Origin of the sequence: Ruegeria sp., from assembly GCF_965243365.1 — a bacterium.
Taxonomy (GTDB): domain Bacteria; phylum Pseudomonadota; class Alphaproteobacteria; order Rhodobacterales; family Rhodobacteraceae; genus Ruegeria.
In genome coordinates this window covers 371,739-388,523 of sequence record NZ_CBDEUW010000002.1, presented here as the reverse complement: position 1 = coordinate 388,523, position 16,785 = coordinate 371,739, and the positions used below count along the sequence as shown (strand labels likewise).

The window sequence follows — 16,785 nt, the reverse complement described above, 5'->3', positions numbered from 1 at the left end:
AGAGGGTTTTGCGCCGAACCGGTTGGGCGCTACGAATTCTGTACACGTGACGCAGGCTCGGCCTCTGCAGTATTTGCCGTATCGTCCAAAGCCATCTCGGGCTCAGGTACGACCGGGCTGTATGCCATCCGCAACTCGACAATCGATTTTCCAAGCCGAAACGGTGCTGCAAAGCTGACCAGACACAGCGCGATGATCTGCAACATCAGAATATGAGCGTTAGCCTGTAGATATTCCCATTCGTCCTGCAGCTTTCCGACCTGCTCGATCAGATCATCATAGCTTTGGGCCAGAATCAGATAATCCCCGGCAATAGCGGGCACTTTACGGCGCATATTGTCGATCGCGGTCTGAGTTGCGTCGTCCAGTGACGTGAAGACCAAAAACTGATCGATGTCGAAAGCACTGGCCGTGGCGGTCATCTCTTCCATTTCATCCTTGTCCTGCCGACCGAACAGGAAATGCAGCCCCTGCAGCGGGGCGACCTCGTTTGTGACGGCGATGAACAATGGCAGTTCCGCGTTGCTGGCGGTGGATGCGGACAGAAACTCAACCTTTTCGCACAAAACGGCGGTGTCAGGATCATAGGCGGGATCACAGAACCGCAGCCGGAACCGCGCTGCGTCCCGGTCAAAGGCGGAAGAAGCCGCGTAGGCCACGTCGATCTGCCGGTCCAACCGCGAACTGTCTGACGTATAAAGCCCCGCCAGAACCGCCACCAACGCTCCGACGCCGCCCAGCACGACCCAGACCAGATCGGCCAGTTTCCAGGCGCGGTGACCGGCGGGTTTGCGGAACAGAAATCCTGTCCCCACAGACCCGATCAGAAAAAACAGGATCAGCAAAGGCAGCTGGTTTTCCGTCACAAAGCTCATGATCCCAAGTGTAAGTGGCCCACCCAACGGCGCAACAGCGATCACGCGTAGTTGTAACACCTTTCAGTTTGCTCATATGTGTAATGAGCGGAGAGGGAGGTTTTGATGACCAAAGAGATTGTTCTGATCCACGGCGCTTTTGCAGGGCCTTGGTGTATGGAAGACTACGCGAATTTCTTCCGCGAGCGGGGCTGGACGGTCCACACCCCCGCGCTGCGTTACCATGGCGGGGACCCCAAGGCCGAGCCTGATCCGGGTCTCACCGATACCAGCGTGGCCGACTATGCCAATGACATTGCCGAGTATGTTCAGGGGCTGGACAGCAAACCTGTCCTGCTGGGTCACGCAATCGCAGGTGTCGTGGCGCAGCAGGTGGCCTCACGCGGGTTGGCCAGTGCCATCGTTCTGATCAACCCGAACGCGGCTTGGGGCACGCTGCCCGAAACCGACGATGAACGCGCCGTGCCGCGTGCTTTGATGGAGGGCGGCGCGTTCTGGAAACAGCCCATGCGGGTTGAATTCGGCCTGATGGCCCCATTTGCGCTGAACAAGATGCCCGAGGCGCAGCAGCATGCCGTTTTTGATCGCCTGGGCGCAGAAAGCGGGCGGGTGATGTTCGAGATGTTCTTTTGGATGTTCGACGATCATCACGCGATGAAGGTGGATATCGACAAGGTCGATTGCCCGGTCTTGATCGTCTCGGGGACCGAGGACCGGGCCGTGAACCCGAATACCTGCCGCGCTCTGGCGAACCTGTACGGAGACCGCGCGACTTTCCTGCCCGTGGAAGACCACGCGCATTTCCTGTTCATGGAGCCCGGCTGGGAAAACCCCGCAGGCCAGATCGCAGACTGGCTGGATCAGAAAGTAGGCTAGATCACCCGCCTGTCGCGTTCAGTTATTGGTCGAGAACGTGCTCTGCGGTTTCCACTTGAGCGTTCCGTCGCTTTCGCGATGGCAACGCAGCAGGCGTTCCTGGATCGTGCTGACCGTCTGGGTGACCGTGTTGTCGCCGGTCAACAGGACAAAGGCGTCCTCGGAATAGGCCATGCCGTCGTAATAGCAAAACCGCGTCTCCGCCCCGTCCGGAATGGGTGATGCGGTGCTTAGCGTCTGCTGCGCGAAGGTTTGCGAGGCCAGCAGGGTCAGGGCCAGCCCGAGGGTTAATGTCTTCATGTCGTCCTCCCGTTCGAAAATCTGTTGTTGGTCAAATTGGGTCTTGGACGCTCGGAACCTCAAATGTCGTTCTTGGGTGACGGATTGAGGGTAACTGTGAACGGGATCAACGGGTTAGGCAAGGGGGTTGCGATGTGCCGGGCTGAAGCCCGACCTACGGGTTTTGGAGAGGTTCTGCGCTATTCATCCAGTGCATAATGAGAGTCATCATACACACGCCCGACTCGCCCCCATGGGCAGGCGCGTTCCGCACGCATCATATTGCCAAAAAACTCTCTACGAAAATGAGTTGCTTAACTTTATGCTGCAGCTTGATGATTGGCATCCTCATTTTGAAAAAACCTCTGCAACGTCGGCCAGAGAGGATGCATTTCCGCATACAGGTCTACACGGAATTGGAATTTCTTTTCCAAGTCTTCACAACAGGCCGATGAAATAAAGAAATCATCTTGTTCGAGGCGGGCGTATTTGAAGGCGCTTTCGCTCACTAAGAGAAATTCAAAAAGTTGGTCTATTGCCTCAGATCGCGAAACGAGTGTGTTTTCGACGCTCAACAGGTCTTCACTGTTTGGGAGTGATGTGAGATTTCGGCTTTCTAGGAGAGATTTGTGACGAGCGCAAACAATCTGCGCTTGGTTCATCAGTTCTGCCAGATTTCGCGCAGTTTCTCCTTCTTCATCTTCTATGCACTCACTTATTTTGAAACAACGTTCTGTTATTCGGCCCCAATCCAACGTGAAGTCTTCGTGCGGCCTCCAAAGCTGCTGTACACAAGCCAAAAAGATGTCGTGTAGGTCATGGAGGGCGAACCCTAGTTGCGCGCGTTTACCCGCAAGCCGGCTCAATCTTTGCTCATCAGTCAACTCGCGTTCTTGTTGCATTTGTAGGCGGATCGAACGAACTGAGAAAAAAGCTGCCAAGATTGCAGCGCTACCCAAAAACAGATCCGCAATCGTTTCTTGATTTAATCGCCAGTCTTGAACTGCGCCATAAGTGATAGCACAAGCAACCGCCGTCAAAAACAGCCCTAATGCCAACCCCTCGTGAAATTCTACGTTTCGAAGGGCTTTGTCTTTAGACATCCAACTCCTCCACAAACCGCGCGTTCTCCTGAATGTACTGGAACCGCAGTTCGGGTTTCTTGCCCATCAGGCGCTCGACCAGATCACCGGTCTCGCCGGGTTCGTCTTCGTCGATGGTGACCCGGATCAATTTCCGGGATTTGGGGTCCATTGTGGTCTCTTTCAGGTCCTTGGCGTCCATCTCGCCCAGACCTTTGAAGCGCGAGACATCGATCTTGCCCTTGCCGCCCAGACCTTTCTCAAGCCACTCGTCGCGCTCGGCCTCGTCCAGACAATAGACGCGTTTGGCGCCCTGGGTCAGGCGGTACAAAGGCGGGCAGGCCAGGTACAGGTGGCCCGCGTCGATCATCGGGCGCATTTGGGTGAAGAAGAACGTCATCAGCAGCGAAGCGATATGCGCCCCGTCCACATCCGCGTCGGTCATGATGATGATCTTGTCATAGCGCAGGTCGTCGACGTTGAACTTGGTGCCAAGGCCGACACCCAAAGCCTGCGTCAGGTCATTGATCTCGGCATTGGTTCCCAGTTTCGAACTGGCCGCGCCCAGAACGTTCAGGATCTTGCCGCGCAGGGGCAGCAGGGCTTGGGTCTTGCGGTCGCGGCCCATTTTTGCGGAACCGCCCGCCGAGTCGCCCTCGACGATGAATAATTCGGTGCCGTCGCGTGTTGAACTGGAACAGTCCACCAACTTGCCGGGAAGACGAAGTTTCTTAGTGGCGGACTTGCGTTGTGTTTCCTTCTCGGCCCGTCGGCGCAGGCGTTCCTCAGCCCGCAGGATGAGGAAGTCCAAGATAGCGCCGGCGGATTTCGTGTCGGCGGCCAGCCAGTTGTCGAAATGGTCGCGGACCGAGTTTTCGACCAGCCGTTGCGCCTCGACCGTGGCAAGGCGGTCTTTGGTCTGGCCAACGAATTCCGGTTCGCTGATAAAGCAGGACACCAGTGCGCAGCCACCGGTGATCAGGTCATCGCGGGTGATCTGCGCGGCCTTTTTGTTGTTGATCAACTCGCCATAGGCTTTGATGCCCTTGAGGATCGCCGCCCAGAAGCCTGCCACATGGGTACCACCTTCGGGCGTAGGGACGGTGTTACAGTAGGATTGGATGAACCCGTCGCGCGACGGGGTCCAGTTGATCGCCCATTCGACCTTGCCGGGGGTGCCAAACTTCTCATTGAAGTCCACGGTGCCGGCAAAGGGCTGTTCGGAATAGGTCGACGAGCCGTTCATCGTCTCCTTCAGGTAGTCCGACAGGCCACCTGGAAAGTGGAAGCTGGCCTCAGTTGGAGTTTCCCCGTCATCGATGGCGGATTTCCAGCGGATTTCGACGCCCGAGAACAGGTAAGCCTTGGAGCGGATGGATTTGAACAGGCGGGCGGGTTTGAATTTGTGGTGGCCGAAGATGTCGGCATCGGCATGGAAGGTCACCGTGGTGCCGCGCCGGTTAGGGGCCGCGCCGACCTTTTCAACCGGTCCCAGAGGGATGCCGCGCGAGAACCGCTGTTCGAACAGCTGCTTGTCGCGGGCTACCTGAACGACCATCGAATCTGACAGGGCGTTCACGACGGATGCACCCACGCCATGCAGACCGCCCGATGTCTGATAGGCCTTGCCCGAGAATTTGCCGCCCGCGTGCAGGGTGCACAAGATCACCTCCAGCGCGGATTTGTCCGGGAACTTGGGATGCGGGTCGATCGGAATGCCACGCCCGTTGTCGCGGACGGTCAGAGCGTAATCCTCGTGCAGTTCAACCTCGATCCGGTTGGCGTGACCGGCGACGGCCTCATCCATCGAGTTGTCGAGGATTTCGGCGACCATATGGTGCAATGCACGCTCATCCGTGCCGCCAATATACATGCCGGGGCGTTTGCGGACAGGCTCCAGACCCTCAAGCACCTCAATCGAGGAGGCGTCATAGGTAGAGGTCACGCTGGGCGTCAACAGATCATCTGGCATCGGTGCTGCTCTTGTTTTTGAGTTTCCCCCATTATGGCAGGTGATGTGGTCCGGGGGAAGAGGGGCGCGAAGTGTTGTGGGCAACAAAGAAGTTCATTCGGGTTGTAATCCCAGGTAGGGCTGGTTCATTTGTTCGGCAAAGAGGGAGGACAATGTGATGAGCTGGATCAAGACTGTACCGTTCGAAGAAGCGACGGGTAAGCTTAAGAAACTCTATGAACGGGTCACCGGGCCCGACAACAACGTCGACAACATCATGATGGCACATTCGCTGCGTCCGCATTCGATGGAAGGCCATATGGCGCTGTATAAGAATGTCCTGCACCATTCGGCCAATAAAATCCCCAAATGGTTTCTGGAAACGCTTGGTGTTTGGGTCAGTGCGCTGAATCGCTGCTCATACTGCGTGGAACATCACTTCAGCGGTTTGCAGCGCCTATTGGATGATCAACCGCGGGGGGACGCCATTCGGTCCGCGATTGAGGCAGAGACGCCCGAGGATGCTCCGTTGAGTGAAGCGCAAAAGGCGGCGATGCATTACGCGCGTAAACTGACTGAAACTCCGGCGGACCTGAACGAGGCGGACGTGATTGCCCTGCGCGATGCGGGTTGGGAGGATGGTGAGATCCTCGAGATCAACCAAGTTTGCGCCTATTTCTCATATGCCAATCGAACCGTGTTGGGACTGGGATGTTCGACCGAAGGAGACGTCCTGGGCCTTTCGCCCAACAATTCCGACAATCCAGAGGATTGGGGGCATCGTTAGGTGCCTGTCCCCGGTTTTACGGTTTCACATATGCAGGCAATATCTGTGAATTAACCCGTTTGCCTTTCGACGATGGCGCTTACAGAACGTTCGCCAGGGGTGCCCTGGATCAAAAGGCCGGGTGGGAAATCATCGGCAAAAGTCTCATCTTGAAATAAATTGGTTCCTCTCTTGTTTCTGCTGCGGGGCAGGCCTAAGGCTGGCGGGATGACGAAGGTGATGACATATCCTGCCCATTGTCGCGCGATTGCCGTGCTGGGCCTGCCGCTGATTGGGGGGCATCTGGCGCAGTTCGCGATCGGGCTGACCGATACGATCATGCTTGGATGGTATGGGGTCGAGGCGTTGGCCGCGGTAACTCTGGCCAACAGTTATTTCTTTGTTCTGTTCCTGTTTGGCGCCGGATTCGGTTGGGCGGTCATGCCGATGGTGGCCACAGCCGCTGCTGAAGATGATGAGACCAGCATTCGAAGGTCGACCCGCATGGGGCTGTGGTTATCGCTGCTTTATGCATCGGTCGTCATGCCTCTGCTCTGGTGGTCCTACCCGGTTCTGATCGCCTTGAAGCAAGAGCCAGAGGTTGCGGCCACCGCCTCGCAATATCTGCGGGTCGCCGGATGGGGACTGTTCCCGGCTTTGCTGGTTATGGTGCTAAAGTCCTATCTGGCAGCCTTGGAGCGGACGCAGATCGTCTTATGGATCACGGTGCTTGCGGCGCTGGTGAACGGGCTGACGAACTATGCGTTCATCTTCGGCAACTGGGGCGCGCCCGAGTTGGGGGTGACCGGTGCAGCCATCGCATCGGTCGTCACACAGTTGGTCTCGCTGGTTTGTGTGGTGATTTACGCCATCCGTGCGCTGCCGGAACATGGCCTGTTCCAACGCTTCTGGCGTCCGGACTGGGAGATGTTCCTGAGCGTTCTGCGCCTTGGCGTTCCCATCGGTCTGACGACCCTGGCCGAGGTTTCACTGTTTGCGACGTCTGCCGTGATGATGGGTTGGCTGGGGCAGGTGCCGCTGGCGGCACATGGGATCGCGCTGAACTTGGCCTCGGCCACCTTTATGGTGCATCTGGGTTTGTCCAACGTGGCGACAATCCGTGCCGGCAATGCGCTGGGTCGTCGTGACCGGGCGCATCTTGAAAAAGGGGCCATCGCGGTGACGGGAATGTCACTGGTGATGTCGGCCCTGACCATAGTGCTGTTCCTGACGTGCGCCGATCCGCTGATTTCACTTTTCATCGAACCGGATGATCCGCAGCGACCGCTTATTGTGGCCATCGGCGTCGGCCTGCTGGCCATGGCGGCATTGTTTCAGTTGGTGGACGGCGCGCAGGTCATTGCCTTGGGTCTTTTGCGCGGCCTTCAGGACGCCAAGGTGCCAATGGTCATGGCTGCCCTCAGCTATTGGGTCATCGGGATTCCGGCCTCGTACTACTTTGGCTTTATTCGGGGAATGGACGGAATCGGTGTCTGGCTGGGCCTGGTGCTGGGCCTTGCCTTTGCCGCCGTGTTGCTGATGGCCCGGTTCTGGCTGCGATCCGTGCGGGAGATTCCGGTACAGGCGGTTTAAGCCGTCAGCCTTTGGTCAGACGGTCCGCCTTTTTGCGCACCAGTACGGTGCGCAGGTCGTGCATTGCCATCAGCAAACGGTCGGTGACCTCGTCCAACTGGGCGTCTGACGCCTTGGATTGCGCCCACTGGGTGGTCAGGTTCAGGGTGTCCACCGCACGCTGTATGTCGTCCATGCCACGCTTTTCCAGCAGTGCCCCACGTTCCTCCATCCATCGTCTGATTTCGGCGGTCTCGGTTTCGGTCAGCACATGTTGACCGTTGGGCTTGACCTCACCATTGCGGATGTTGACGACCGCGATCTGGGTCATCTCAATCCGATGCTGAGGATTGTCTGCGGAAACACGAAACACAGCCGCACCGTTTTCACGAACACGAAAATAAAACTCGGGCAGTTCGGCTGTCATGCGGGTCTCCGGGGTTTAGGTCAGGGCGGCGCAGAACCTCTGGATGCGGGTGCAGGCTTCCTTCAGTGCTTCGTCCGAGGTCGCATAGCTGACCCGGAAATTGGGTGATAAGCCGAAGGCCGCACCAAAGACCACGGCTACGTCGGCCTCTTCCAGCAGGGCATTGGCAAAGGTTTCGTCAGTATCGATGATCGTACCGGCAGGTGTTGTCTTGCCAATCAGACCCGAGATTGACGGGTAGACATAGAACGCGCCCTCTGGTGTCGGGCACGAGATCCCGTCGATTTCGTTCAGCATGCCGACCACCAGATCGCGGCGCCGTTTGAAGGTTTCAGCATTTGGGGCCAGAAAGTCCTGCGTGCCGTTCAGTGCCTCAACCGCCGCCCACTGGCTGACCGAGCAGGGGTTCGAGGTTGATTGAGACTGGATCTTGCGCATGGCTGCGATGATCTCGACCGGACCAGCGGCATAGCCAATGCGCCAGCCGGTCATGGCATAAGCTTTGGAGACGCCGTTGCAGGTGAGCGTCCGATCATAAAGTCCCGGCTCTACCTCGGCCGGGGTGCAGAATTCGAACCCATCATAGGCCAGGTGTTCATACATATCGTCGGACATGATCCAAACCTGGGGATGCCGCATCAGCACATCCGTCAACGCCTTGAGCTCTGTGCGGCTGTATCCTGCGCCCGTTGGGTTCGATGGCGAATTAAAGATAAGCCATTTTGTTTTGGGCGTGATTGCCGCCTCCAATTGTTCGGCGGTCAGCTTGAAACTGTTCTCTAATCTGGTTTCGACCACGACAGGGGTTCCGCCTGCCAGCAGAACCATATCCGGGTAGCTGACCCAATAGGGGGCGGGGATGATAACCTCATCCCCCTCATTCATTGTCGCCATCAGTGCGTTATAAAGCGTTTGCTTTCCGCCGGTGCCCACCGAAATCTGGGCCGGGGTATAATCCAGCCCATGATCGCGCTTCATTTTGGCGCAGGCCGCCTGTTTCAATTCCGGGATGCCGTCCGGGGCAGTGTATTTCGTCTTGCCTGCTGCAATCGCGGCTACAGCAGCGTCTTTGATGTTCTGTGGCGTGTCGAAATCCGGCTCACCCGCGCTCAGCCCGATGACATCACGCCCGGCCTCTTTCAACTCAGCCGCTTTCGCTGACATCGCGATGGTCGGAGAGGGTTTTACGCGCGACAATGTCGCAGACAGGAAAGTCATGGCTGCCTCGGTTTGTATGTTGTTCCTGACTGTCATAGGGTGCGCCCGGGCAACGATCAAGGGATACAGGATGCAGGTGCAGGAGACCGCGATGAACGATGAAACCGACTGGTTCGGACCAGACGCGGCAACCTTTGGGGATCGTGTTGCCGGGGCACGCGAAGCGGCGGGAATGAGCCAGGCTCAGCTGGCGCGCCGCCTTGGGGTCAAGAAAGCCACAATTGTTTCGTGGGAGGACGATCTGTCCGAACCGCGCGCCAACAAGCTGTCAATGATGGCTGGGATGCTGAACGTTTCGATCATGTGGCTTATCACCGGAGAGGGTGAAGGCATGGACGCGCCCGACGCAATGGGCCTTGCCGGAACAGAGCTGGGCCCTTTGGTTGCCGAAATCCGCTCAATTCGCGGTGAGATGCGCGCAAGTGCCGAACGGCTGGCCCGTGTTGAAAAAGCGCTGCGCAAACAGTTGGAACCAAGCGAATGACCGAAACCCGCGAGACGCGGATCAAACGTATGAAAATGCGGTCGATGCGGCGTGGCATCAAAGAGATGGATTTGATCCTGTCCGCCTATGCCGACCGCCATCTGGACAGCATGGATGCGGCAGCGCTGGACACCTATGATGCTCTGCTGCGCGAAAACGATCAGGACCTGTACCAATGGGTCACAGGTCAGGCAGCGGCACCGGCAGCACTGTCTGATTTGATCGGTGACATTGCCCAAACTTTTCAAAAATAGGCAAAAATCCAGCTTAACTGATTTTTCGGGAATTCGCGTCACTGTGCCCTAAACGACGCGAGTGAATCGGAGGATCGTATGAGTATGGAAACGCAGGTCTTCGGGCAGGGGACCAAGGGTTTTATGTCCAGCTATCTGGAGGCGCTGGCGTTGGTCGAGCGGTTGCACCGCTTGCTGTTGGACGTCATCAAGGATGAGTTTGAACGCGTCGGTGTCCTGGAGATCAACGCGGTACAGGCCTTGTTGCTGTTCAATATCGGCGACCACGAAGTCACCGCGGGTGAGCTGAAAAGCCGTGGATACTATCAAGGCAGCAATGTCAGCTATAACCTCAAGAAGCTGGTCGAGATGGGTTATATGCACCACCAGCGCTGCGAGATTGACCGCCGTTCGGTCAGGGTTCGGCTGACCCCGCGTGGGCGCGAGATTCGGGATATCGTGTCAGAGCTTTTTGCGCGCCATGCTGACGGGCTGCAAAACCGGGGCGTTCTGGCGTTGGATGGGATTGAAGACATCACCGGGTCTTTGCGGCGGGTCGAGCGGTACTGGACCGATCAGATCAGATATATCTACTGAAGCTTATGGGCGGAGTTCGGACAAAACCGCTCCCCTCAGTTCTCTCTCCAGTTTGCGGCGCATGGCGCGTTCAAAGTCTTTGAAGCCGTCTGCGATCTCCAGAAATGCACCGGGGCCGTGTAGAACATTTTCCTGAAAGAACGGAATCAGGTCGATTTCACCTTCGAAATCGGCGGCATTGATTACCAACCCGTTGACCGTGATCGTGTCGAAGGGAAAATGCTTGTATGCGGTTCTTGGCCCGTACCCGTTGTTGTTTATTCCGTCCCCTGACAGATCGATTGTGTTGAACAGGCAGCGCGGCGCGCGTTCCAAAAGCCTTGAACCATAAGCCAGGGCGTGGCCCATCGCCGTCGGTGAGTCGTTGGCGGACCGTTTGGATTGCCCGATCTGATATGCAGCGGTTACCAGATCGGCGCGGGTTTCGATCACCGTCCAATCCAGCAGAAGAACCTGATTGAAATTACCCGACCATTCATAGACGGCAATTGCCACCGGCAGCGGTGATTCAAAAAACGCTTCTTCAACCTCGGGCGCGATCAAGGCGGCAGCGACGCCTTGCCGTTGCAAAGTGTCCTCGGTTGCGTCAACGGATGATGAAATATCCAACGCAAGCGCAAGCGCCAGACGGCATTCCGTGGCCGAAAGAGGGCTGGCGGAAAACGCCAGCCACAACGCTATGCCCCAACGGATCACCAGTGCCCGGTGCTTTCCATGCTGACCCAAGGCTCGGCAGGTTCTAACGCCGCCCCGTTCTGCAACAGCTCGACCGAGATATTATCAGGGGATCGCACAAAGGCCATGCGCCCGTCTCGCGGCGGACGATTGATCACAATGCCATTGTCCTGAAGGTGCTGGCAAACCTCGTAGATATTGTCGACACCATAAGCGAGGTGGCCGAAATGGCGGCTGTCACCGGGCAGTTCGTCGTCTCCGTCCCAATTATATGTCAGTTCGATCGGCGCATTCTCTTGCCCAGGAGGTGCCAGGAAGATTAACGAGAAACGCCCGGCCTCGCTGTCATAGCGGCGGGTTTCCTGAAGGCCCAGCAGCTTGTAGAACGCCATGGATTTCTCCAGATCCTTCACGCGGACCATGGTGTGAAGATATGTCAGCGCCATCGTGGCTTCCTTTCGATACTTGGGGTTGCTTGCACATTAGCGCGCCGATCCCGCCTGTCGAGTGCGTCGTGAAAGGGGATTCGCAAAATTGACGGATGTGCGAAGATATCGCGGTTCCGATGGTCACAGTGTCGATATATAGTAGATCACGACTCATTGATCGAAAGGAGAGTTCCATGCCTTTGTCGTCCGACCAACTGGCCGAGATCGAAGCACAACGCGCGCAAACGCAGACGACGCGCCGTGTCGTGGCCGAGGGCATGGAGGATCACCTGTACAGCGCGCATCAGGTGCTGGACCACGGTTTTGTGCGTGTCATCGACTATATGGGGGACGACGCGGCGATCTGTCAGGCGGCCCGTGTTTCTTACGGCAAAGGCACCAAGTCGGTACAGAATGACGAAGGTCTGATCCGCTATCTGATGCGGCACTGGCATTCGACTCCGTTTGAGATGTGCGAGGTCAAGCTGCACGTAAAACTGCCGGTTTTTGTGGCGCGCCAATGGATTCGGCACCGGACGGCAAATGTGAATGAATACTCGGCCCGCTATTCGATCCTGGATCGGGAGTTCTATATCCCCGCGCCGGAACACGTCGCCGCACAGTCCGAGGTAAACAATCAGGGCCGCGGTGACGCGTTGCAGGGGGAAGAGGCCGCACGCGTGCTGGAAATCCTCAAGGCGGACAGCACGCGCTGCTATGACAATTATGAGGCGATGATCAATCAGGACGGCCAGCAGGGGCTGGCCCGTGAATTGGCGCGGATGAACCTGCCTGCGAATGTCTACACACAGTGGTATTGGAAGGTGGACCTGCACAACCTGTTCCATTTCCTGCGCCTGCGCGCTGATCCTCATGCCCAGTATGAAATCCGCGTTTACGCCGAAACCATGTGCAAGATCGTCGCCGACTGGGTTCCTTTCGCCTATCGCGCGTTCGAGGATTACCGGCTGGGAGCGGTCAACCTGTCCGCTCAGATGGTGAACTGTTTGCGTCGCATGCTGACCGGAGAGGATGTCACGCAGGAAACCTCAGGTCTGACGGCTCGCGAATGGCGTGAGTTTCAGGATGTGATCCGCGAAAGCTGATTTCGCATATCATTTGTCTATACGAAGTGTCATGTATCTGTTACATTTAATGCATGACAATGATGGCCCATATTCGCAATGCCGCGCTTGCCGCAATGCTGGCTGTTCCAGCCATTGCTCAGTCGCCTATTGCCGAGGTGATCTGCGAACCTACAGGCCGGATGCACGACAAACTGGCGCAGCAATTCAGGTCGCAGCAAGCGGCATCCGGCATGCGTGGTCCTGAACAGATCATGGAAGTCTGGACCAGTGAATCCGGCGATTGGACCCTGGTCATCACCTACGCTACGGGTACGTCCTGTATCGTTGCGATGGGCGAAGACTGGTTTACCCATGCCAAGGAAGATCCTGCACGAGGGTAAACGTTCCTGAGAAGAGTGGTCAACGGCCGGAAATTGGCCGCTAACCTTCTTTGAATTGTCCCACCTGTGGCGAGAGCAAATTTATAATGGCTTCAAATCAGCCGCCATCTGACGACCGTCACGTCCGTCCTGCAACTCGTACGAGACTTTCTGATTATCAGCGAGCCCGGTCAGACCGGATCGTTCCACGGCTGAGATATGAACAAACACGTCCTTGCCGCCTTCATCGGGGGCGATAAACCCATAGCCTTTGGTTGTATTAAACCATTTCACGGTGCCGGTTGGCATTTCCCGTGTCTCCTTCCTACTTACACGTTCTCCCCCAAATTGGCGGGGGTAGTGGTTGACGCGACCGCAACACATCACTGTTTCGTCCACACGAGACGGCCCGAATTGCGTGTTTCGTCTTTTTCAACATTGCACGGTGAAGTAAAAAATCAAGAATAACTGGGGTAAGCTTTTCATTTTGCCCAATTTTGCATCAAATACGGGATCGACCTAATCATGCGCCTATACGGCTTGAAAACCTGCGACACCTGCCGCAAGGCTTTGAAATCACTTCCTAATGCTGAGTTTGTTGATATCCGTGTGCAAGGTGTGCCGGACTCTGTGATGTCGGCCGCCTACGGGAAATTCGGCAAAGCCTTGCTCAATACCCGGTCAACCACCTGGCGCGGACTGGGTGAAAATGACCGGTCTCGTGCGCCTTTGGAACTGATGGCCGAGCATCCGGCATTGATGAAACGACCTTTGATCGAGGCTGAGGGGGATTTGTTTCTGGGCTGGACGGATGAAACCCGCCGGGGTCTTGGCGTCGCCTGACGCACCACATATCTGATATCTGCAACTTTGGAGATTTGCGTATGCGTAACGCTGCAATGATATTGGGCGTCATCGCCGGTTTGATCGGAATGATTGTCGGTTTTTTTGGATATGGTTTTGTCGAACTGGTCGACCGTTTCGGCGAGATTGAGGGGCTTGCTGAACAGGTCGAGAACCCGGAACTCATTCAGGCGGCTTCGATTCTGGCACCTCTGCTGGCCATAGCCGGTGGTGCAATGGCGCTGTCGCGCGCTTTGGTAGGTGGAATCTTGCTGCTGCTCTCGGCGGCGGGCATGTATTACGCATTCGGCTTTGGCGTCTTCACCATGTTCCCGATTGCCTTTGCCGCTGTGGCAGGGGTCCTTGGGCTGGCCGCGGGAAAACCGGACGAGCCCAAGGCACATTTTTAGGTTATTTCAGGCGCAGGAGACGATCCAGTGAGATGGGACCTGCGCCGTTTATCACGATCACCAACAGCATGAACGTCCACATAACGCGCTGATCCATCAGGGAAATTGCGTTATCGAACAATCTTCCCAGATTGATCCCGTGCCCCGTTGCATCAACGATGGTTTGGACCCAGACAAAACCGATCATGCCCAGCGCAGCAAGACGTGTCAGAAGGCCGACCAGAAGAAGGGCAGGCAGCACGAATTCCGCAACCGTGCCAAAGAAGATGACGATGCGCTGGAAAATCGTCATCTGAGTCACATCGTACAACACCGCCTCGGCAGCCTTGGGAAAGATCTGACCGAAAGCGCCCGCTGATGGGGAAAAGATCGATCCGTCTATCTTCAGCATTGCTGAGTTCCAGTAGTAGACCAGCAGCACCGCGATAAAAACCAGCCGTGCCAAGGTCGGTGTCAGCCAGCCGGACGCGTGGTCCACTTTTTCCATCGAGTTGTTGTAGGTTGAGATCAGGGCAGTCATGTGTCCAGCCTTTCGATAGTCACGGAAGTTATTGCACCGCCCTGCAAAAGCAGTGCCAGAGTGGTTCCTAGGTCAAATTCGGGGATTTCTGCGGTTGTCGCCTCGAAAGCCGCGCCGATGGTCTGACCATCGTGAACGCGCGCGATCCAGTCTGCGCCACCAGACGGGAGCGCATGTGGGGCAGGGTCGTATTCTGGCCGAGTGATCAGAACATCCTGCGCACCGGCAGTTGGTTTGGGCGCATCGGCTTGGGTGTTGTATTGCCAGATTGCGTGAATGGGCCATTCCGACCGGACGACCATAGCCGCCGGAGCAAAGGATAGTTTTGCCCGCATCAAATCCTCGGGCGGGATGGCCAGCGCCTCGGGGGCTATCGCTTGACTGTCCGCCGCGTGATAAGCGCGCCTAAGTGCCAATTCCAGGCGGGCAACGTCCGGGAGGTAGCCCAGATGAGACAATTGCTCCATCCCGGCCAGAAAGTCTGGAAAGGCCTCACCATAGAACATCATCAATGGCGAGGATGGGGGGTGTTGCCGCAAAAATATCCCGGCCAGACCATCCATGTTCTGGGTGCCTAAAAGCTTGGTAATAACGGGAAAGGCCTGGTGCATCGCCTCGGTCAGTGAGACGGCGACATTGTTGCGATAGACGCTGAACCGTCGCCCGGCAGGCTGTGCCGCTGCATCGCGCAGACCGTCCGGTATTGGAAGGTTGGCATCCAAAAGGGCCGCATGGAAGGAGGTTTGCGACACATTCATGCCGGAACCCGCTCCAGTGCTGCCTGCGCGCGTTCTGCTTCGGCCCTAAGGACTGGCCAGTCGGGAACATCCGTATCCCATTCGACCAGCACGGGTTTTGGGCCTGAGCGTTCTAGGACATAATCCAGCAAGGCCCAAACCGGATCGACCACTTCACGCCCATGGCTGTCGATCAGCAGGGGGTGGCCGTGATCGTCTTCGTCCTCATCATGACCGCCCAGGTGAATCTCTGCCACTTGATCCAAAGGATATTCATCAATGTAGCCTTGCGGCACGTAGTCCAGGTTTGTTGCCGACACAAACACGTTGTTCACGTCCAGCAACAGACCGCAGCCGGTGCGACGTGTTATTTCGCGCAGGAAATCGGTCTCGGACCAGGTGCTTTCTTCAAAGGCCAGATAGCTGGACGGGTTTTCAAGAAGCATCTGCCGTCCGACAACCTCCTGCACCTGATCGATATGATCGCAGACCCGCGACAGTGTGGCGTCGGTATAGGGCAGGGGCAGCAGATCGTTCAGGAAATGGCTGTCGTGTGTGGACCAGGCCAGATGCTCGGAAAAGCTGGCGGGGTTCAGCCAGCCAATCAGATGTTTCAGGCGTGCAAGATGATCGGTGTCCAACGGGGTTTCCCCACCGATGGAGAGGCCAACGCCATGAACCGAGATTGGAAACTGTTCGGAAAGATGCCGCAGTTGCGCAAGGGGCCGACCGCCGTCGCCCATATAGTTTTCAGCGTGAATTTCCAGCCAGGCTACCGGCTTGGCACTTTCGAGAATCTGCGCGAAATGCTGCGGTTTATATCCCACGCCCGGTGCTGCGGGCAGGCGATTTGACCGGAGTGCATCATCCAACATTAGCGCGTTCCCTGTTTACGACAAAGGGGCGGGCGAAAGGGCCCGCCCCGAAATTCTTCGTATGAGCTGGCCTTATGCCGGCAGGTCGCGCTCCAACGGCTCAAGCGAGCCACTGCGTGGTGTGCCGTTTGCTTCGGCAGGCAGTTCGATATCGGCGCAAGTGCCAGCGTCGACCAACGTCCAGGCGTTGCCCTGATAGTCAACGGTCGAAGTGCCCGCGCAGGTTGTGCCGGGGCCTGCGGCACAGTCGTTCTGACCGGCCAGCGAAACGCCATAGCACTTTTCTTTGGCTTGTGCGGTTGCGGTGGTTGCTGCGCCCGATACAGCGGCTGCAACTGCGGTTGCGATGACCAGGGACTTTGCGGTGTTCGACATCTCGGTAATCCTCTTGATGACTGGGTATGTCTGCTTGTGACAATGATAAAGGTAGTGGCTTGTGAGCCAGAGTTGAATTCACGAGCCCGTGTCTCACAAGCGTGTCAGGGTTAGT

Annotated in this window: 23 protein-coding genes; 10 read left to right on the top strand and 13 right to left on the bottom strand. The window is 56.9% G+C overall.

The window, feature by feature from the left end; all coding sequences use genetic code 11:
- Positions 1-29: 29 nt before the first annotated feature.
- The gene (locus tag ACP0GE_RS05650; RefSeq protein ID WP_424833814.1) at positions 30-875 is read right to left on the bottom strand and encodes a hypothetical protein; all 846 of its coding nucleotides are present in this window, start codon (positions 873-875) and stop codon (positions 30-32) included.
- Between the two features lie 105 nt (positions 876-980).
- Here ACP0GE_RS05650 and ACP0GE_RS05645 point away from each other — a divergent pair, with 105 nt between their 5' ends.
- Positions 981-1,751 carry an alpha/beta hydrolase gene (locus tag ACP0GE_RS05645; protein WP_424831020.1) on the top strand — a complete coding sequence of 257 codons (771 nt, stop codon included), beginning with the start codon at positions 981-983 and terminating at the stop codon, positions 1,749-1,751.
- An 18-nt stretch (positions 1,752-1,769) separates the two neighbouring features.
- Here the strand turns inward: ACP0GE_RS05645 and ACP0GE_RS05640 are convergent, their stop codons facing one another.
- The 3 genes from ACP0GE_RS05640 to parE all read right to left on the bottom strand — a co-directional run bounded on the left by ACP0GE_RS05640 (position 1,770) and on the right by parE (position 5,084).
- Positions 1,770-2,051, bottom strand: coding sequence for a hypothetical protein (locus tag ACP0GE_RS05640; RefSeq protein ID WP_424831019.1), 282 nt, complete (start codon positions 2,049-2,051; stop codon positions 1,770-1,772).
- Positions 2,052-2,350: 299 nt separating this feature from the next.
- On the bottom strand, positions 2,351-3,133 hold the full coding sequence (locus tag ACP0GE_RS05635) for a hypothetical protein (RefSeq protein ID WP_424831018.1): 783 nt from the start codon (positions 3,131-3,133) through the stop codon (positions 2,351-2,353).
- Positions 3,126-5,084, bottom strand: a complete 1,959-nt coding sequence (parE, locus tag ACP0GE_RS05630; protein WP_424831017.1) for a DNA topoisomerase IV subunit B — start codon at positions 5,082-5,084, stop codon at positions 3,126-3,128. Before parE ends, ACP0GE_RS05635 begins: the two co-directional genes overlap by 8 nt.
- A gap of 157 nt (positions 5,085-5,241) precedes the next feature.
- On the opposite strand from parE, the gene ACP0GE_RS05625 reads away from it, so the two are divergent.
- Together ACP0GE_RS05625 and ACP0GE_RS05620 are read left to right on the top strand one after the other, a co-directional pair.
- Positions 5,242-5,850: a peroxidase-related enzyme gene (locus ACP0GE_RS05625; protein ID WP_424831016.1), complete on the top strand. Its 609-nt coding sequence runs from the start codon at positions 5,242-5,244 to the stop codon at positions 5,848-5,850.
- A gap of 219 nt (positions 5,851-6,069) precedes the next feature.
- Entirely contained in the window at positions 6,070-7,422 is a 1,353-nt protein-coding gene (locus ACP0GE_RS05620; RefSeq protein ID WP_424831015.1) for an MATE family efflux transporter, read from the top strand.
- Between the two features lie 4 nt (positions 7,423-7,426).
- Here ACP0GE_RS05620 and ACP0GE_RS05615 read toward each other — a convergent pair whose 3' ends face one another.
- Both ACP0GE_RS05615 and ACP0GE_RS05610 read right to left on the bottom strand, forming a co-directional pair.
- Complete coding sequence (locus tag ACP0GE_RS05615; RefSeq protein ID WP_424831014.1) at positions 7,427-7,828, bottom strand: hypothetical protein; 402 nt, start codon at positions 7,826-7,828, stop codon at positions 7,427-7,429.
- Positions 7,829-7,843: 15 nt separating this feature from the next.
- Positions 7,844-9,046: a pyridoxal phosphate-dependent aminotransferase gene (locus ACP0GE_RS05610; RefSeq protein WP_424833813.1), complete on the bottom strand. Its 1,203-nt coding sequence runs from the start codon at positions 9,044-9,046 to the stop codon at positions 7,844-7,846.
- 91 nt (positions 9,047-9,137) lie between these two features.
- Here ACP0GE_RS05610 and ACP0GE_RS05605 point away from each other — a divergent pair, with 91 nt between their 5' ends.
- From ACP0GE_RS05605 to ACP0GE_RS05595, 3 genes are all read left to right on the top strand, one after another.
- A complete protein-coding gene (locus ACP0GE_RS05605) occupies positions 9,138-9,530 on the top strand; it encodes a helix-turn-helix domain-containing protein (protein ID WP_424831013.1) in 393 nt (130 codons plus the stop codon).
- Positions 9,527-9,784: a succinate dehydrogenase assembly factor 2 gene (locus tag ACP0GE_RS05600; RefSeq protein WP_424831012.1), complete on the top strand. Its 258-nt coding sequence runs from the start codon at positions 9,527-9,529 to the stop codon at positions 9,782-9,784. The genes ACP0GE_RS05605 and ACP0GE_RS05600 overlap by 4 nt, the downstream gene beginning before the upstream one ends.
- A 78-nt stretch (positions 9,785-9,862) precedes the next feature.
- Positions 9,863-10,360 carry a MarR family winged helix-turn-helix transcriptional regulator gene (locus ACP0GE_RS05595; RefSeq protein ID WP_424831011.1) on the top strand — a complete coding sequence of 166 codons (498 nt, stop codon included), beginning with the start codon at positions 9,863-9,865 and terminating at the stop codon, positions 10,358-10,360.
- A 3-nt stretch (positions 10,361-10,363) separates the two neighbouring features.
- Here the strand turns inward: ACP0GE_RS05595 and ACP0GE_RS05590 are convergent, their stop codons facing one another.
- Entirely contained in the window at positions 10,364-11,056 is a 693-nt protein-coding gene (locus tag ACP0GE_RS05590; RefSeq protein ID WP_424831010.1) for a DUF1194 domain-containing protein, read from the bottom strand.
- Entirely contained in the window at positions 11,053-11,481 is a 429-nt protein-coding gene (locus ACP0GE_RS05585; protein ID WP_424831009.1) for a VOC family protein, read from the bottom strand. Before ACP0GE_RS05585 ends, ACP0GE_RS05590 begins: the two co-directional genes overlap by 4 nt.
- A gap of 176 nt (positions 11,482-11,657) precedes the next feature.
- Here ACP0GE_RS05585 and thyX point away from each other — a divergent pair, with 176 nt between their 5' ends.
- Positions 11,658-12,569: an FAD-dependent thymidylate synthase gene (gene thyX / locus ACP0GE_RS05580; protein WP_424831008.1), complete on the top strand. Its 912-nt coding sequence runs from the start codon at positions 11,658-11,660 to the stop codon at positions 12,567-12,569.
- Between the two features lie 62 nt (positions 12,570-12,631).
- The gene (locus ACP0GE_RS05575; RefSeq protein ID WP_424831007.1) at positions 12,632-12,931 is read left to right on the top strand and encodes a hypothetical protein; all 300 of its coding nucleotides are present in this window, start codon (positions 12,632-12,634) and stop codon (positions 12,929-12,931) included.
- An 81-nt stretch (positions 12,932-13,012) separates the two neighbouring features.
- On the opposite strand, the gene ACP0GE_RS05570 is transcribed toward ACP0GE_RS05575, so the two are convergent.
- The gene (locus tag ACP0GE_RS05570; RefSeq protein WP_008758035.1) at positions 13,013-13,219 is read right to left on the bottom strand and encodes a cold-shock protein; all 207 of its coding nucleotides are present in this window, start codon (positions 13,217-13,219) and stop codon (positions 13,013-13,015) included.
- Between the two features lie 216 nt (positions 13,220-13,435).
- On the opposite strand from ACP0GE_RS05570, the gene ACP0GE_RS05565 reads away from it, so the two are divergent.
- Both ACP0GE_RS05565 and ACP0GE_RS05560 read left to right on the top strand, forming a co-directional pair.
- The gene (locus tag ACP0GE_RS05565) at positions 13,436-13,753 is read left to right on the top strand and encodes an arsenate reductase family protein (RefSeq protein ID WP_424831006.1); all 318 of its coding nucleotides are present in this window, start codon (positions 13,436-13,438) and stop codon (positions 13,751-13,753) included.
- Positions 13,754-13,794: 41 nt separating this feature from the next.
- A complete protein-coding gene (locus tag ACP0GE_RS05560) occupies positions 13,795-14,163 on the top strand; it encodes a hypothetical protein (protein WP_424831005.1) in 369 nt (122 codons plus the stop codon).
- A gap of 1 nt (position 14,164) precedes the next feature.
- Here ACP0GE_RS05560 and ACP0GE_RS05555 read toward each other — a convergent pair whose 3' ends face one another.
- The 4 genes from ACP0GE_RS05555 to ACP0GE_RS05540 all read right to left on the bottom strand — a co-directional run bounded on the left by ACP0GE_RS05555 (position 14,165) and on the right by ACP0GE_RS05540 (position 16,670).
- On the bottom strand, positions 14,165-14,683 hold the full coding sequence (locus tag ACP0GE_RS05555) for a hypothetical protein (RefSeq protein ID WP_424831004.1): 519 nt from the start codon (positions 14,681-14,683) through the stop codon (positions 14,165-14,167).
- Entirely contained in the window at positions 14,680-15,441 is a 762-nt protein-coding gene (locus tag ACP0GE_RS05550) for a putative DNA-binding domain-containing protein (RefSeq protein WP_424831003.1), read from the bottom strand. The genes ACP0GE_RS05555 and ACP0GE_RS05550 overlap by 4 nt, the downstream gene beginning before the upstream one ends.
- On the bottom strand, positions 15,438-16,295 hold the full coding sequence (locus ACP0GE_RS05545; RefSeq protein ID WP_424831002.1) for a DUF692 domain-containing protein: 858 nt from the start codon (positions 16,293-16,295) through the stop codon (positions 15,438-15,440). Before ACP0GE_RS05545 ends, ACP0GE_RS05550 begins: the two co-directional genes overlap by 4 nt.
- 72 nt (positions 16,296-16,367) lie before the next feature.
- Complete coding sequence (locus ACP0GE_RS05540; RefSeq protein WP_424831001.1) at positions 16,368-16,670, bottom strand: DUF2282 domain-containing protein; 303 nt, start codon at positions 16,668-16,670, stop codon at positions 16,368-16,370.
- Positions 16,671-16,785 lie beyond the last annotated feature (115 nt).

Bases quoted from the DNA above. Each gene is read 5' to 3' on its own strand.
- ACP0GE_RS05650 (WP_424833814.1), bottom strand. From the start codon at position 875: ATGAGCTTTGTGACGGAAAACCAGCTGCCTTTGCTGATCCTGTTTTTT.
- ACP0GE_RS05645 (WP_424831020.1), top strand. From the start codon at position 981: ATGACCAAAGAGATTGTTCTGATCCACGGCGCTTTTGCAGGGCCTTGG.
- ACP0GE_RS05640 (WP_424831019.1), bottom strand. From the start codon at position 2,051: ATGAAGACATTAACCCTCGGGCTGGCCCTGACCCTGCTGGCCTCGCAA.
- ACP0GE_RS05635 (WP_424831018.1), bottom strand. From the start codon at position 3,133: ATGTCTAAAGACAAAGCCCTTCGAAACGTAGAATTTCACGAGGGGTTG.
- parE (WP_424831017.1), bottom strand. From the start codon at position 5,084: ATGCCAGATGATCTGTTGACGCCCAGCGTGACCTCTACCTATGACGCC.
- ACP0GE_RS05625 (WP_424831016.1), top strand. From the start codon at position 5,242: ATGAGCTGGATCAAGACTGTACCGTTCGAAGAAGCGACGGGTAAGCTT.
- ACP0GE_RS05620 (WP_424831015.1), top strand. From the start codon at position 6,070: ATGACATATCCTGCCCATTGTCGCGCGATTGCCGTGCTGGGCCTGCCG.
- ACP0GE_RS05615 (WP_424831014.1), bottom strand. From the start codon at position 7,828: ATGACAGCCGAACTGCCCGAGTTTTATTTTCGTGTTCGTGAAAACGGT.
- ACP0GE_RS05610 (WP_424833813.1), bottom strand. From the start codon at position 9,046: ATGACTTTCCTGTCTGCGACATTGTCGCGCGTAAAACCCTCTCCGACC.
- ACP0GE_RS05605 (WP_424831013.1), top strand. From the start codon at position 9,138: ATGAACGATGAAACCGACTGGTTCGGACCAGACGCGGCAACCTTTGGG.
- ACP0GE_RS05600 (WP_424831012.1), top strand. From the start codon at position 9,527: ATGACCGAAACCCGCGAGACGCGGATCAAACGTATGAAAATGCGGTCG.
- ACP0GE_RS05595 (WP_424831011.1), top strand. From the start codon at position 9,863: ATGAGTATGGAAACGCAGGTCTTCGGGCAGGGGACCAAGGGTTTTATG.
- ACP0GE_RS05585 (WP_424831009.1), bottom strand. From the start codon at position 11,481: ATGGCGCTGACATATCTTCACACCATGGTCCGCGTGAAGGATCTGGAG.
- thyX (WP_424831008.1), top strand. From the start codon at position 11,658: ATGCCTTTGTCGTCCGACCAACTGGCCGAGATCGAAGCACAACGCGCG.
- ACP0GE_RS05575 (WP_424831007.1), top strand. From the start codon at position 12,632: ATGGCCCATATTCGCAATGCCGCGCTTGCCGCAATGCTGGCTGTTCCA.
- ACP0GE_RS05570 (WP_008758035.1), bottom strand. From the start codon at position 13,219: ATGCCAACCGGCACCGTGAAATGGTTTAATACAACCAAAGGCTATGGG.
- ACP0GE_RS05565 (WP_424831006.1), top strand. From the start codon at position 13,436: ATGCGCCTATACGGCTTGAAAACCTGCGACACCTGCCGCAAGGCTTTG.
- ACP0GE_RS05560 (WP_424831005.1), top strand. From the start codon at position 13,795: ATGCGTAACGCTGCAATGATATTGGGCGTCATCGCCGGTTTGATCGGA.
- ACP0GE_RS05555 (WP_424831004.1), bottom strand. From the start codon at position 14,683: ATGACTGCCCTGATCTCAACCTACAACAACTCGATGGAAAAAGTGGAC.
- ACP0GE_RS05550 (WP_424831003.1), bottom strand. From the start codon at position 15,441: ATGAATGTGTCGCAAACCTCCTTCCATGCGGCCCTTTTGGATGCCAAC.
- ACP0GE_RS05545 (WP_424831002.1), bottom strand. From the start codon at position 16,295: ATGTTGGATGATGCACTCCGGTCAAATCGCCTGCCCGCAGCACCGGGC.
- ACP0GE_RS05540 (WP_424831001.1), bottom strand. From the start codon at position 16,670: ATGTCGAACACCGCAAAGTCCCTGGTCATCGCAACCGCAGTTGCAGCC.